The organism is Tianweitania populi, assembly GCF_014652875.1.
Lineage (GTDB): Bacteria > Pseudomonadota > Alphaproteobacteria > Rhizobiales > Rhizobiaceae > Tianweitania > Tianweitania populi.
The window spans coordinates 1,010,994-1,025,663 of the sequence record NZ_BMZQ01000001.1 but is presented as its reverse complement, the minus strand read 5'-3'; the positions used below and the strand labels follow the sequence as shown (position 1 = coordinate 1,025,663).

General features: G+C 60.0%; 13 protein-coding genes. 2 read left to right on the top strand and 11 right to left on the bottom strand.

Annotated elements, in window-relative coordinates; genetic code table 11:
- Window positions 1–11 precede the first annotated feature (11 nt).
- From ntrX to dusB, 5 genes are all read right to left on the bottom strand, one after another.
- Window positions 12–1,376, bottom strand: coding sequence for a nitrogen assimilation response regulator NtrX (ntrX, locus tag IE166_RS05095; protein ID WP_189502180.1), 1,365 nt, complete (start codon window positions 1,374–1,376; stop codon window positions 12–14).
- Entirely contained in the window at window positions 1,366–3,684 is a 2,319-nt protein-coding gene (locus IE166_RS05090) for a sensor histidine kinase NtrY-like (RefSeq protein ID WP_385965108.1), read from the bottom strand. The genes ntrX and IE166_RS05090 overlap by 11 nt, the downstream gene beginning before the upstream one ends.
- Window positions 3,685–3,752: 68 nt before the next feature.
- Window positions 3,753–5,207 (bottom strand): nitrogen regulation protein NR(I), encoded by a 1,455-nt coding sequence (ntrC, locus tag IE166_RS05085; RefSeq protein WP_189502176.1) that lies wholly within the window; start codon window positions 5,205–5,207, stop codon window positions 3,753–3,755.
- Window positions 5,204–6,337, bottom strand: coding sequence for a two-component system sensor histidine kinase NtrB (locus IE166_RS05080; RefSeq protein WP_189502174.1), 1,134 nt, complete (start codon window positions 6,335–6,337; stop codon window positions 5,204–5,206). Before IE166_RS05080 ends, ntrC begins: the two co-directional genes overlap by 4 nt.
- Window positions 6,334–7,329 carry a tRNA dihydrouridine synthase DusB gene (gene dusB / locus IE166_RS05075; RefSeq protein WP_189502172.1) on the bottom strand — a complete coding sequence of 332 codons (996 nt, stop codon included), beginning with the start codon at window positions 7,327–7,329 and terminating at the stop codon, window positions 6,334–6,336. Before dusB ends, IE166_RS05080 begins: the two co-directional genes overlap by 4 nt.
- A 117-nt stretch (window positions 7,330–7,446) precedes the next feature.
- Between dusB and IE166_RS05070 the strand changes: the two genes are divergently transcribed.
- Both IE166_RS05070 and IE166_RS05065 read left to right on the top strand, forming a co-directional pair.
- Window positions 7,447–8,670 carry a bifunctional 2-C-methyl-D-erythritol 4-phosphate cytidylyltransferase/2-C-methyl-D-erythritol 2,4-cyclodiphosphate synthase gene (locus tag IE166_RS05070; protein WP_189502170.1) on the top strand — a complete coding sequence of 408 codons (1,224 nt, stop codon included), beginning with the start codon at window positions 7,447–7,449 and terminating at the stop codon, window positions 8,668–8,670.
- Complete coding sequence (locus IE166_RS05065; protein WP_189502168.1) at window positions 8,667–9,158, top strand: CinA family protein; 492 nt, start codon at window positions 8,667–8,669, stop codon at window positions 9,156–9,158. Before IE166_RS05070 ends, IE166_RS05065 begins: the two co-directional genes overlap by 4 nt.
- A gap of 1 nt (window position 9,159) precedes the next feature.
- On the opposite strand, the gene IE166_RS05060 is transcribed toward IE166_RS05065, so the two are convergent.
- The 6 genes from IE166_RS05060 to IE166_RS05035 form a co-directional block, all read right to left on the bottom strand.
- The gene (locus IE166_RS05060) at window positions 9,160–9,615 is read right to left on the bottom strand and encodes a type II toxin-antitoxin system RatA family toxin (protein WP_189502166.1); all 456 of its coding nucleotides are present in this window, start codon (window positions 9,613–9,615) and stop codon (window positions 9,160–9,162) included.
- Window positions 9,615–10,589 carry a lipoyl synthase gene (gene lipA / locus IE166_RS05055; protein WP_189502164.1) on the bottom strand — a complete coding sequence of 325 codons (975 nt, stop codon included), beginning with the start codon at window positions 10,587–10,589 and terminating at the stop codon, window positions 9,615–9,617. The genes IE166_RS05060 and lipA overlap by 1 nt, the downstream gene beginning before the upstream one ends.
- Window positions 10,590–10,732: 143 nt before the next feature.
- Window positions 10,733–10,990 carry a GlsB/YeaQ/YmgE family stress response membrane protein gene (locus IE166_RS05050; RefSeq protein WP_189502162.1) on the bottom strand — a complete coding sequence of 86 codons (258 nt, stop codon included), beginning with the start codon at window positions 10,988–10,990 and terminating at the stop codon, window positions 10,733–10,735.
- A gap of 139 nt (window positions 10,991–11,129) precedes the next feature.
- Window positions 11,130–12,593 carry a dihydrolipoyl dehydrogenase gene (gene lpdA, locus IE166_RS05045; RefSeq protein ID WP_189502161.1) on the bottom strand — a complete coding sequence of 488 codons (1,464 nt, stop codon included), beginning with the start codon at window positions 12,591–12,593 and terminating at the stop codon, window positions 11,130–11,132.
- Window positions 12,594–12,603: 10 nt separating this feature from the next.
- Window positions 12,604–13,242: an SGNH/GDSL hydrolase family protein gene (locus tag IE166_RS05040; RefSeq protein WP_189502159.1), complete on the bottom strand. Its 639-nt coding sequence runs from the start codon at window positions 13,240–13,242 to the stop codon at window positions 12,604–12,606.
- Window positions 13,243–13,248: 6 nt separating this feature from the next.
- Complete coding sequence (locus IE166_RS05035; protein WP_189502157.1) at window positions 13,249–14,661, bottom strand: pyruvate dehydrogenase complex dihydrolipoamide acetyltransferase; 1,413 nt, start codon at window positions 14,659–14,661, stop codon at window positions 13,249–13,251.
- Window positions 14,662–14,670: the final 9 nt, after the last annotated feature.

Sequence of the window (14,670 nt, the reverse complement as noted above, 5' to 3'; positions counted from 1 at the left end):
CTGTTCAGGAACTAGACGCCGAGCGATTTGAGCTTCCGGTGAAGCGCTGAGCGCTCCATACCAATGAACTCGGCGGTACGCGAGATATTGCCGCCAAAACGATTGATCTGCGCGATCAGATATTCCTTCTCGAAGTGCTCGCGTGCTTCGCGGAGCGGCAGCGCCATGATGTGCTGATCCGACTGGTTTGGAGCACGCGGCATCATGTCACCGATTTCCGCTGGCAGTAGGTCAGCGGTGATGGGTGCACTCTCCTCACCATCACGCGACAGGATCAACAGCCGCTCAATGTTGTTGCGAAGCTGGCGCACGTTACCTGGCCAATTATGAGCCTGTAGCACGGCCATAGCGTCATTGCCGATCTGACGCGGCCTGATGCCTGCACTGCGGGCGGTCTGACGCATGAAGCTGTCGACCAGGAACGGAATGTCTTCGCGACGTTCTGCCAAGCCGGGAACGACGACCGGAACCACGGCGAGGCGATGGTAAAGGTCCTCTCGGAAGCGGCCTTGCGCCGTCATCGAGTCGAGGTTGTGCGCCGTGGAAGAAATAATGCGCACATCGACCTTAACGCGCTTCGTGCCGCCGACACGTTCGAATTGCTGATCGACCAACACCCGCAGGATCTTGTTCTGTGTTTCGCGCGGCATGTCGGCGACTTCGTCGAGGTAGAGGATGCCTCGATGCGCTTCTTCAAGCGCGCCAACCTTGCGCCCACCACCATCCGACGACTCGGTGCCGAACAGTTCAATCTCCATGCGGTCCGGCGTGATCGATGCCGCGCTGAGAGCCACGAAAGGTCCGTTCTTCCGCGCGGAATGCGCATGGATGGCCCGCGCCACCATTTCCTTGCCCGAACCGGAGGGCCCTAGGATCATTATGCGGCTGTTGGTTGGCGCGACCCGATCAATCGTCTGCCGCAGCTGATTCATTGCAGCCGACGTGCCGATGAGATCGAAGTTGTCGCCGCTGCGCTTTTTAAGGTCGGACACCTCGCGCTTCAGCTTGGAGGCTTCCAAAGCGCGTTCGGCAATCAGGATGAGGCGGTCGGCCTTGAACGGCTTTTCGATGAAATCATAGGCGCCGCTGCGGATAGCAGACACAGCCGTTTCGACATTGCCGTGACCCGAGATCATCACGACCGGCAGATCAGGATGCAGCTTCTTGACCTCGGCGAGCAGTTCAAGCCCGTCGAGGCGCGAACCCTGCATCCAGATATCTAGGAAAACAAGCCGCGGGACTCGGTCGTTGATGGCCGCGAGCGCGCTGTCGGCATCATGGGCCGTGCGGGTCTCGTGCCCCTCATCGTCCAGAATGCCTGCAACGAGGTCGCGGATGTCGGCTTCGTCGTCGACGATGAGGATATCAGAGGCCATCGATCACCTTCTCGGATACGGGTTGCGTCGCGGTGCCGGCTGGAACTTGGTCGACCTGATCCACTGCCGGCAGAACGATACGGATCAGGGCGCCCCGGCCTTCGTGGAAGTCCTTTGGGGCGTCATGCAGTTCGAGATGGCCGCCATGGTCCTCGACGATCTTCTTGACGATCGCGAGGCCGAGCCCCGTCCCCTTCTCGCGTGTGGTCATGTAGGGCTCGAGCAGCCGTTGACGATTTTCGCGCGGCAAACCTTTGCCGTTGTCCATGACATCGACCTGGATAATTGCGCCTTCACGTCTGGCTGCAACGCGGATGACACCGTCGGTCCGCTCCGCGCCGTCGATCGCTTCGGCCGCATTCTTGATGATGTTGCCGAAAGCCTGGCTAAGGAGCCGGCTATCGAACTGGCCCTTCAATGGCAGAGGACCAAAGTCGCGTTCAAAGCTAATTTCTGAACGGCTGACCTCAACAAGGAACGAGGCTTCATGCAGGGCTTCGCGCAGGTCGATGAGCTTCAGCTCCGGCTTCGGCATACGTGCAAAGGCCGAGAACTCGTCCACCATCCGTCCGATATCGCCGACTTGGCGAATGATCGTGTCGGTACATTGGTCAAAGACTTCGCGGTCTTCTGTAATGACTTTGCCATAGCGCCGCCGGATGCGCTCGGCCGACAGCTGGATCGGCGTCAGCGGGTTCTTGATCTCATGCGCGATGCGGCGAGCGACGTCCGCCCATGCCGAAGAACGCTGCGCCTGAACGAGATCGGTAATGTCATCGACTGTCACGACATAGGAGCGTTCGTTCTCCTCGCCGCTTTCTTCGATCGTCACCTGGACGTTGAAGGTGCGCTCGGCACCGGCACGGAAGAACGTTACTTGCTCGCGGTAAACCGCACGGCCAAGGTCTCGCGCCGTGTTCAATACGCCTCCGACATGCGGCAGGACTTCGGACAGGTTCCTCCCAATCGCGGTCGCAACAGGCAGAGCCAGCATCGTCAAGGCAGAACGGTTGACGACCTGGATTTCGCCTTGAGGATCAACGCCGATCACGCCGGCGGTCACACCGGACAACACGGCTTCCGAGAAGCGGCGCCGATCTTCGGCATCATCGCGCGCCGAAAGGATTTCGTTGCGCTGCGATTTCAACTGCTGAACCATCTTGTTGAACGTGTCGCCGAGCGAAGCCACATCGCCATCGGTGGCGCGGACCTGTACGGCAGCATCCATGTTGCCGCTTGCAACCTTGTCCGCCGCGCCGATCAACTGACGGATTGGGCGTACAAGACGGTCGGCTACCGCAATGCCGGTCCAGATCGCAGACAGGACGATGATCAGCGTTAGACCGATATAGATGAGGGCGAAGGCAATCTGCGTGGTGCGGCGATTGTTGCCGAGGTCGCGATAAGCGTCGGCATTGGCGCGCACGATCTGACGAGCACGAATGACCTCGGGATCAACCAGGCGGATAGTGTAGAGGTAGAGGTCCGGAAGCTCTTTCAACCGGATGATCGCGCCGACGATGTTCTGGCGCAGCGGTGGAATGAGAACAGGTTTCCCGTCCACAGCCGTTTGGACAGCTTCGATGGGCGGCGGTGGAATTTCGAAATTGTTGTTCGGCGCATCGGCCGACATCTCGAACGAACCATCGCCCCGGATCAGCACTGCACCCGCCAAAGCGCGGCCCATCACATGCCGTTGCATCAGATCCCTGAACCCGGTGCGGTCGAGATTGTATACTGACCGCGATTGATCGAGGTCATGGGCCATCGACAGCGTCGTGCCCTGCAGGTTGCGGGCATTCTCCTGAACATAGGCTTCGGCGATCGATAGCGAGGTGTTGATGATGGTCTTGGTGCGAATTTCAAACCACCGGTCGAGACCGACATCCAGCGAGATCGACGCGACAACTGCCACCAAAATCGCGGGAATGGCAGCAACCAGCGCAAACATCGCGACAATGCGGACATGGAGCCGGGAAGCCGCCCTGCCGGCCCGACGCGCGCGATAGATGCGGTAAATTTCACGGCTGATCAGGCCGAATAGCACCAAGACCGAAAGCGCGTTGGCGCCTATCAGCGCAAGGACCGCCTCTTCATTCGGCTCGATGGGCGTCAAACCCATCAGGATCGTAAAGGAGATACCGCCGATGACGAGCGCGCAAACAACAGCAATCACGCCCGGTAACAGACTGACGCGCCTGCTCTCAGACGTGTAAGTCTGTCTCAACAGCGGACCGGATGCGGCTGGTGCCTGCGCTGTCATGTGGTTGCAAATCATCCTTGACTCCGTTGCACTTATGCAACGCAATGTGGCGAGATTGCAACAAACGCCTGTGTGAAGCGCGTCCATCAACAGCCGCTTAGGCGAACCGACGCTCAGCGGCCGCCGCGATAAACATTGACGCCTAGTTCTCGGATCTTCTTGCGCAGCGTGTTGCGATTGAGACCGAGAAGCTCAGCCGCCTTGATCTGGTTGCCGCGCGTGGCTGTCATCGAAGCCAGCACCAGCGGATACTCGACCTCTGCCAATAGCCTTTGATACAAGCCCGGCGGAGGAAGGTCGGTGCCGAATTCAGCAAAGTAGCGCTGGAGGTAAATTTCCACGGCTTGACCGATAGAAAGGTCGTCGGGCAGGCCGGTGCTGATCCCACCGCCGCTTACGGCATCCCGCGTCCGCAATTCTTGTTCGATGATCTCGGCCGCAATCTCGTCTTGGGGATACAGCGCGGCCAAACGGCGGATCAGGTTTTCGAGCTCGCGCACGTTACCCGGCCACGGATAGCGCTTCATAAGATCATAGCCGGCGGGAGAAATCCGCTTCTGCTGCAGCCCTTCGCTTTCCCCCTGCTTGAAGAAGTGCCGCACCAGATCCGGAATGTCTTCGCTGCGCTCGCGCAGAGGCGGCAGCCGCAAGGGTACGACGTTGAGGCGATAGAACAGGTCCTCGCGGAACAGACCCTGATTGATCAGCGTGCGCAGATCCTTGTTGGTGGCGGCGACAATGCGAACATCGGTCTTGATCGGCGTGCGACCGCCAACCGTCGTATATTCACCCTGCTGAAGCACACGCAGCAAACGTGTTTGCGCTTCCATCGGCATGTCGCCGATCTCATCAAGGAACAGCGTGCCACCTTCCGCCTGTTCGAAACGCCCCGTCGAGCGGTTCTGGGCGCCCGTGAAGGCGCCCTTCTCGTGGCCGAAAAGCTCAGACTCGATCAGGTCGCGGGGAATGGCCGCCATGTTGATGGCGACAAACGGTCCATTGCGACGCCGGCCATATTCATGCAGCGCGCGTGCTACCAACTCCTTGCCGGTGCCGGACTCGCCTGAAATCATGACGGTTAGATCCGTCTGCATCATGCGTGCAAGCATCCGGTAGATGTCCTGCATGGCGGGCGAGCGCCCAACCAGTGGCATCGAATCCGGCTGCTCTTCCAGATTGCGGTCGTGGCGCGGCTTCTTCGGCTCTGACAGTGCGCGGTTGACGATGTTGAGCAGTTCGGTGAGGTCGAAAGGCTTCGGCAGATACTCGTAAGCGCCGGACTCCGACGCGCGGATCGCGGTCATGAACGTGTTCTGCGCGCTCATGACGACGACCGGCAGATCCGGCCGGGCCTTCTTGATGCGCGGCAGCATGTCGAAGGCGTTCTCGTCCGGCATCACCACGTCCGTGATCACCAGATCACCATCGCCTGCCGACACCCAGCGCCACAGTGTTGCGGCGTTGGAGGTCACGCGCACATCGTGGCCGACGCGTGACAGCGCCTGGTTTAGCACCGTGCGAATAGCGGCGTCGTCATCGGCGATCAAGATGCTGCCTTTGACTGTCATTGTGCTTGGTTCCCGTCGGAGAAGGATTGCCTGGGATGATCGTCTTTCCAGGCAGGCATCAGAATGCGGAATGAGGTGCCGCGCGGTGTGGAGTCACATTCGATCACGCCGCCGTGCTCGCCCACGAGCTTCGCAACCAGCGCAAGGCCGAGACCCGACCCGTTGATCTTGGTGGTGATGAAGGGATCGAACAGGATCGGCAAAATGTCCTCGGACACCCCCGGCCCATTGTCGATCACGCAGAATTCGAGCGGCAGCGAAACGCGGTCGCGCGAGCCGGGAGCCATGACGCGAATGCCTGGGCGAAACGCAGTCGTCAGCGTGATCTCGCCCTGCGGATCATTACCGATCGCCTCGGCCGCATTCTTCACGAGATTGAGGAAGATCTGTACTAGCTGGTCGCGATTGGCATAAACCGGCGGCAAGCTTGGATCGTAGATCTCGTTGATCTTGATGCGGCGCGCGAAGCCATTTGCCGCGATGGCTTTCACACGATCGAACACGACGTGGATGTTGACCGGCTGGCGCTCGATGGGGCGCTCGTCGGAAAAGACTTCCATACGATCGACCAGAGACACGATGCGGTCGGTCTCTTCGGTAATCAATCGCGTGAGCGAACGGTCTTCATCAGACACTGCGGTTTCAAGAAGCTGCGCCGCACCGCGGATACCCGACAGTGGGTTCTTGATTTCGTGAGCCAGCATCGCAGCCAGTCCGGTGACGGAACGCGCGGCGCTGCGATGCGTCATCTGGCGCTCGATCTTGTCGGCCATCGAGCGTTCCTGCAGCATCACCACTACGGAGCCGGATATCTCAGGAACAGGCGCCACGTAGACATCGACCAGCTTTTCCAAACCCAGACGCGGGCTGGAAACATCGACGCGATACTCGTTGACGGGTGCGTTGCGCTCGCGAACCTGATCTACGAGCGTCAACAAGGGACTGCCGAACGGAATCAGTTTGGCAAGCGAGGTTTTGGCAAGAACGGCAGCGCTCGATCGGAAGAAGTCCTCGGCCTCTGCATTCGCGAAGCTGATAAGCCCGTCTGCGTCGACCATCACCACCGGCCGACGGATGGTGTTCAGGACAATGTTTGCAGGATCCACCGCAGAAGACATATCGCGGTTCATGCAACCATCTCCAAGTTGGGTGAGGAGGCAAAAGCCAGACGCAGTTCTCGGATCACCACGGCAGGATCGAGGCTGGTCATGATGGCAGACTTTCTTGCCTGAGTGGTGTGACAGGCATGGCGATCGAGATACCAGCCGAGATGCTTGCGGGCCTGCCGAAGCCCGCTTTCGCGACCATAAAGGCTCAACATATCCTCGTAGTGAGCAATGACGTAGCTGGCTAAGTCAGCCGGCTTTGTATCTCTGTCGCTCGCGACGTGACCGGCCGCCCAAGGCGCCCCATAGTGGGCTCGACCCATCATCACGGCATCAGCACCGGACGCTGCCAGTGCAGCTTGTGCATCAGCCTGCGTTTCAATGTCACCGTTGACGACAACCGGCAGAGACACCGCGGCCTTCACGGCAGCAACCGCGCTCCAATCGGCCGCACCCTTGTAGAACTGGCAGCGCGTGCGCCCGTGCACTGTGACCATCGAAACACCGGATTGCTCGGCGCGTGCGGCGAGTTCAGGTGCGTTGCGCGAATCGTCGTCCCATCCGAGCCGCATCTTCACCGTGACCGGTACGGGCACTGCGGCCACGACGGCATCGATCAGGGAAACCGCATGATCAAGGTTGCGCATGAGCGCCGACCCACAATAGCCACCGGTCACCTTCTTCGCCGGGCAGCCCATGTTGATGTCGATGATGTCTGCGCCCTCGCCTGCTGCCACCCTCGCCGCTTCGGCCATGGCGTCGGCTTCTCTGCCGGCAAGCTGGATCATGTGGACGGGCAGGCCGGAATGGCGTAGGCGTCTGCGTGAATCCTCATGGCCCTTGACGAGTTCGCCGCTGGCGACCATTTCGGCCACCACAAGTCCCGCGCCATGATCGTAGGCGCGCTGCCGCAACGGTTCGTCGGTCACACCCGACATAGGAGCCAGAAACACGCGATTGCGCACGACCGCTGAGCCGATCGTGAGAGGTGCCGCTAGAATGTTCAACTCGGTCATGCTCAAAAACCAAGCAATGGCGTGGGATGCTTGTTCTCTAACCAGCTTTACCGCCTGTCGCAATGGTGCTGCGTGCATTCTGTGCAGCATTGCTGATGCAAGATCCTCCAAGACCGCATGCGTCCAAGCTTGAACAACCCATCTCGCATACCATCTGAGATCGCCGTTGTTATCCTCGCGGCCGGGCGAGGCGAGCGAGCGGGGCAGGCTGAGGGCCCGAAGCAATACCGCATGATTGGCGGCAAAGCTGTTGTTGCGCACACTTTGCAAGCGTTCCTGAATCATCCGGCCGTCGGGCAGATCATCGTTGCGATCCACCCTGATGACGACGCCTTGTTCCGCAAGGCTGTGGGTGAAGGCGCTGAGCGCGTGAAGCTTGTTCACGGCGGGGCAACGCGCCAAGCCTCGACACGGTTGGCCTTGGAGGCTCTGGCGGAAAGTTTCCCCAAACACGTCATGATCCACGACGCCGCTCGGCCCTTTGTGGATGCTGCTCTCATCGATCGCGTTGCATCCGCTCTTGTCGAAGCCGAAGCGGTTCTCCCCGCCCTGCCCGTTTCAGATACGATCAAGCGTGCAGACTCTGAGATGAACGTGTTGGAGACGGTTCCGCGTGAGGACCTGCATGCAGCGCAGACGCCACAGGCCTTCAACTATCAGCGCATTCGCTATGCGCATCGTCAGGCTGCTGAAGCAGGGCTCGGAGCCTTTACCGATGACGCCGCCATAGCCTCGTGGGCGGGGCTTGCGGTGCGGATCGTGCCGGGTTCTGTGGACAACATCAAACTGACTTGGGCGAGAGACATCGCAATGGCTGATCAACGCCTGCAACTGGCATCCACATTTCCCGATGTGCGCACCGGAAACGGCTACGACGTGCATGCGTTCGAGCCCGGCGATGCTGTCTGGCTTTGTGGCGTTTCGATCCCGCACGACAAGAAGTTGTCTGGGCATTCTGATGCTGATGTGGGTCTGCACGCCCTCACCGACGCGTTGCTCGCCACGTGCGGCGCAGGTGATATCGGGACGCATTTTCCGCCGTCGGATCCTCAATGGCGCGGTGCAGCGTCGAAGATCTTCGTGGAACATGCTGCGAAAGTCGTTCGTCAGAACGGCGGACGCATCGCCAATGCCGACGTGACTTTGATTTGCGAAGCGCCAAAGGTGGGACCGAACCGCGAAGCAATGGTTGCCGCCATGGCCGAAATGCTCGGCATCAGCCCGAACCGCGTGTCCGTCAAGGCAACGACTAATGAGCGCCTCGGCTTTATCGGGCGCTCGGAAGGCATCGCAGCAATCGCCACAGCAACTGTCGTTTACCCCGGGAGCCTTGAAGAATGAGCGATGATACCGACCTCGTTGTAGAGTTCCTGAAGGGGTGCTGGGAGCGTCGCGTCATGGCTGCGACAGCCGAATCCTGTACCGGCGGACTGATTGCAACGATGCTTACGGACGTGCCCGGTGCGTCCGCCGTGATTGATCGCGGCTTCGTGACCTACTCCAACGCATCCAAGGTCGAGATGCTGGGCGTAACGGTTGAGACCCTTGAGCAATTCGGTGCGGTATCCCAGCAGACCGCTCTGGAGATGGCGGCTGGCGCGTTAGAGAACTCCAAGGCCGGGATCGCTTTGGCCACAACCGGCGTGGCTGGCCCGGAAGGCGGTACAGACGACAAGCCGGTCGGCCTCGTCTGGTTCGGCATCGCCGTCGAACGTCGCAAGCCCCTCGCAATCAAGCGCGTGTTCGAAAACAACGGTCGAGACTTCATCCGCCGTGAAGCCGCACGAACCGCCTTGCAATATGGGGTCGAAGCGCTGCGCGGCGCTTGAGCTAGGCCGGACGGCCGTAGATGACATCGGCGCGCTTCTCGAACGCTTCGGAGAACATCCGAAAGGCGCGATCGAACATAGCGCCCATCATCGCGCCAAGTATCCGGCTCTTGAACTCGTAATCAATGAAGAACTGAATGTCCGTGCCACCATCCGTAGTGGGCGTGAATTGCCACTGGTTCGTAAGGTAACGAAACGGACCATCTAGATACTTCACGTCGATGATGTTCTCGGCCGGCTTCAGCACGACCTGGCTGGTGAATGTTTCGCGGATCGCCTTGTAGCCGACGCTCATGTCGGCAACGAGCACGGTCAGACCATCGCGTTCGCGCTTGGAACGCACGCTCAAGGCTTCGCAAAGCGGCAGGAATTGCGGGTACTGCTCGATATCCGCAACCAGCGCAAACATCTTGTCCGGCGTATGACGGACATGCCGTGTGGTCGTGAACTGCGGCATCAGGCGGCGGTTGCTGCGAAAGCTTTCAGCTGCGCCTCACGCGCCAGGCGTAGGCGTGCGAAATCCTCGCCGGCATGGTGCGACGACCGCGTCAGCGGGCTCGATGCCACAACCAGAAAGCCTTTTGAAAGTGCCACCGTTTCATAGGACTTGAACTCGTCAGGGGTGACAAAGGCCTTGACTGGATGATGCTTCTTTGTGGGCTGCAGATATTGACCGATCGTCATGAAATCGACCTCGGCGCTGCGCAGATCATCCATCAGCTGAAGCACTTCATTCCGCTCTTCACCCAACCCGACCATGATGCCGGACTTGGTGAAGATCGATGGATCGAGCTCCTTCACTCGCTGCAGCAAACGAATGGAATGGAAGTAGCGAGCGCCTGGCCGCACTGTCAGATAGTTCGACGGCACCGTTTCGAGGTTGTGGTTAAACACGTCCGGACGCGCGGCAACCACGATCTCCAAAGCGCCATCCTTGCGAAGGAAGTCAGGGGTAAGGATCTCAATGGTGGTAAGCGGCGTAAGGGCGCGAATGGCACGTATGACCTCGGCAAAATGCTGCGCACCGCCATCGGCAAGATCATCGCGATCAACAGATGTGATCACCACATGCGTCAACCCCATTTGCTGAACCGCCTTGGCGACGTTTGCAGGTTCAAGCGGATCAAGTGCCAGCGGCCGTCCTGTTGAAACGTTGCAGAAGGCACATGCGCGCGTGCAGATTTCGCCCATGATCATGAAGGTGGCGTGCTTCTTGTCCCAGCATTCGCCAATGTTCGGGCATCCTGCCTCCTCGCATACCGTGACGAGTTTGTTGTCCTTCACGATGGAGCGGGTTTCGGCATAGTTCTTGGAAGTCGGAGCCTTGACGCGGATCCAATCCGGCTTCTTCGCCACTTCCTGGTCGGGACGGTGCGCCTTCTCGGGGTGGCGCAAACGGGACCGCTGAACGGTATCGAGGACGGTAACCATGCCAATCCTAACAAACATGCCAGGCGACCGCGCGTGCTGCGGGTTCACCCTTCCCTTCCGCATGTAAGCTCCCAGCAGGCAAAAGAAAACCCCGTCCGCGCTGGCGAGCGCGAACGGGGATCTGCTTTGCAGAAATGCTGGATCTAGCGGCGGATCAAACGGCCGACCCAAATCAGAATACAGGCACCGATGAAGCCCGTGATCAGGTAGGCAATCCAGCCAACGCCAAGAATGCCGATGTTCAGCGCCACGAGGATCGCATTTAAGACGACCGCACCGATGATGCCGAGAATGATATTCATGAAGAGGCCCATGTCGCTCTTCATGACTTTTTCGGCCAGCCAACCAGCCAAACCGCCGATGATGATGGCTGCAAGCCAACCTACGCCATTCACTTCCATTGCCCGCTCCTTTGATTGCCCGGCGCAAAATACCCAGTGCGCTTCCGGGGAACGGCGTGTGCCATTCCAGACCGGAAACGTTCTTAGATGCATTTCGGTTCCGTGACAGGACGGCGAGCTATGAGGAAGGCTGTGGAAATCAGGCGTTTAGCGCTCGTCCATAAGCATCAAGCACGCTTTCCTTCATCATCTCGGACAAGGTTGGATGCGGGAAGATCGTATGCATCAACTCTTCCTCGGTGGTTTCGAGGTTCATGGCAACCACGAAGCCCTGGATAAGCTCTGTGACCTCGGCACCCACCATATGCGCGCCAAGCAACTCGCCGGTCTTGGCATCGAAGATCGTCTTGATGAGACCTTGATCCTCGCCGAGCGCAATCGCCTTTCCGTTGGCTGCAAAGGAGAAGCGGCCAACGCGGATCTCGCGGCCTGTCTCTTTGGCTTTCGCTTCCGTCAAGCCAACTGAGGCGACTTGCGGCTGGCAATAGGTGCAGCCTGGGATCTTGCCTTTGTCGAGTGCATGAACATGGAGACCGGCGATCTTCTCGACGCAGGTCACGCCCTCATGCTCGGCCTTGTGTGCCAGCATCGGCGCGCCGGCGACATCGCCGATTGCATGGATGCCAGGCACATTGGTCGAGCCTTTACCATCAGTCTTGATGATGCCGCGATCGAGCTCGATGCCGAGCGCTTCAAGGCCAAGGCCCTCGAAGTTGCCCTGCACACCAACAGCGGAGATCAGCTTGTCGGCCTTCAGCTGCTGCGTCTTGCCGTCCTTAGTCTCGATATGCGCGATCACGCCGTCAGCCGTCTTCTCGACCTTGGCGACCTTGGCTTCGAGAAGGAACTTCAGTCCCTGCTTTTCCAGCTGCTTCTGCGCGAACTTGGAAATCTCGGCATCTTCCACCGGCATGACCTGCGGCAGCAGTTCGACCACTGTTACATCGGCACCCATGGTGCGATAGAAGGAGGCGAACTCGATGCCGATGGCGCCCGAGCCCATCACGATCAAAGACTTCGGCAGTGCCTTCGGCACCATGGCTTCGAAGTAGGTCCAGATCTTGTCGCCGTCCGGTTCAATGCCGGGCAACACGCGCGGACGCGCGCCCGTTGCAACGATGATGTTCTTGGCCTTGTAGGTGCCCTCGCCCAACGTGCCCTTCGGGGCCGGAGGCTGAGGCTCCATGGCTTTCTTCGACGACTCGCCGACGACGATCTCGCCTGGCGCTTCGCCCTTGGCAGCCTTCGTGATCTTGGCTTCGCCCCAGATCACGTCGACCTTGTTCTTCTTCATAAGGAAGCCGACGCCGCCGTTCAGGCGCAGCGACACACCGCGCGACCGCTTCACCACGGCATCCACATCGGCAGACACCTGGCCGTCGATCGTCAGGCCGTAAGCTTCCGGATGCTGGGCGTAGTGCATGACTTCGGCCGAGCGCAGCAGCGCCTTGGTGGGAATGCAGCCCCAGTTCAAGCAGATGCCGCCGAGATGCTCCCGCTCAACGATCGCTGTCTTGAGGCCAAGCTGTGCCGCACGCACGGCGGCGACATAGCCGCCGGGACCCGAGCCGATGATGATCACGTCGTAGATTGTGTCGGCCATCACCGTCTCCTTAAAGTCCGAGCATCATGCGTACGATCGGCTCAAGACCCTTGCCGATCGCTTTTGTATTGACGGCATCCAGATGGATGCCATCCAACGGCGAGGTCTTCGCCACTGCGCCTGCATCAAAGAAGCCGCAGCCGAGCTGATCGGCCAGGTCGGCATAGAGCGGCGCAAGCATCTGCGACTCCTGAATAGAGCCAGCGAACATCGCTGAAAAATCAGGGTCAGCCGTTTCGCAGATCGAAGGCGGCGCAACGATGAGGATGTCGGGCGCATCCGCCGCGGTAGGATATGCGTGATAGCGAACGATCTCGATAAGTCGCTCCACACCGCGCCGAGCGCCGAACGCCTTGCCGCAAATCTGAGGCTTCATGTCGTTGGTGCCGAGCATGAAGATCACGAGATCAAGCGGTGCATGCGTCGACAGAATGCAGGGCAGGATGCGCGCTCCATTCCGGTCGGCTGGAGCGAGGTAATCGTCCCAAACCGTCGTGCGGCCATTCAGACCTTCGGCGATGATAGCTGCCTGACTACCGAGTGCTGCCTGAAGCACGCTCGTCCAGCGATCCTCATAGGCGTGGCGAACGCCGCCTTCGGGATCGTAACCCCAGCTCAGCGAGTCGCCATAACAGAGCGCCGTCTTCATGGCCGCTTAGACCAGCATGCCGAGCGGGTTTTCGATATGACGCTTGAAGGCGCCAATCAGCTCCGCACCCAATGCGCCGTCCACCGCACGGTGATCGGTCGAAAGCGTCACGGACATCACGGTCGCAACCTTGATCTCGCCGCCCTTTACCACCGGACGCTCCTCACCTGCGCCGATCGCCAGGATCGTGGCGTGCGGCGGATTGATGACGGCGGAGAAGTCCTTGATGCCGAACATGCCGAGGTTGGACACGGCAGTCGTGCCGCCCTGGTATTCCTCGGGCTTCAGCTTGCGCGAGCGTGCTCGTGCGGCAAGGTCTTTCATCTCGTTGGAGATGGTCGAGAGCGATTTTTCTTCCGCGCGACGAATGATCGGCGTGATCAGCCCGCCTGGGATGGACACGGCCACGCCAACATCGGCATGCTTGTGCATGACCATGTTGGTTTCCGTCCACGAGGCATTGGCTGTCGGTACGTCACGCAGCGCAAGCGCCATCGCCTTGATGATCATGTCATTGACCGAAAGCTTGTAGAGCGGCGCGTCGCCCTTGTCGGTCTTCTTCATGGGAGCTGCGGCGTTCAGCTGCTGACGAAGCGCCAGAAGTGCGTCAAGCTCGCAATCCACCGTCAGGTAGAAGTGCGGGATCGTCGTCTTGGCTTCAACCAGACGCCGGGCGATCGTCTTGCGCATGTTGTCATGCGGTACGAGCTCGTAGGAACCTTGCTCGAAGAGCTTGAGAACCGCCTCGTCCGACATGGCCTTAGGTGCCAAAGCGGGAGTGACTGGGGCAGCCGCGTCCGTCTGGGCCGCTGACGTGGCCGGCTGAACCGCACCACCCTTGCCTGCGCCTTCCACATCGGCCTTTACGATGCGACCACGCGGGCCGGAGCCCGAAAGACTTGCGAGATCGATCCCCGCATCCTTTGCCAGGCGACGCGCCAGTGGAGAGGCGAATACCCGTTCACCCTCTGACCTTGCCGGAGGAGTTGCTCTTGCAGCCTCATTCTTGGTCGCTTCTGCCGGCTTTTCAGAGCCAGCCGCAGGAGTTGCGCTTCCGCCGTAACCCGACTTGGTTGCCGCGTCCTCTCCCGACTTGGTGCTCGCTGGCTGCGATGCCGAAGCGCTCTGCGGAGAAGCGGCGTCGCTACCACCCGCTGCAGCGGCGCTGGCGTCCTCTCCCTCGGCCGCCAGAATGGCGATGAGGGAATTGACCTTCACGCCTTCCGTGCCGGCTGGAACCACAATCTTGGCGACCGTTCCCTCGTCAACGGCCTCGACTTCCATCGTGGCCTTGTCGGTTTCAATCTCGGCGATCACATCGCCGGGCGCAACCTTGTCGCCTTCCTTGACCAGCCACTTGGCGAGGTTGCCCTCTTCCATCGTAGGCGACAGGGCCGGCATGGTGATGTTGATCGGCATGACGCTCCC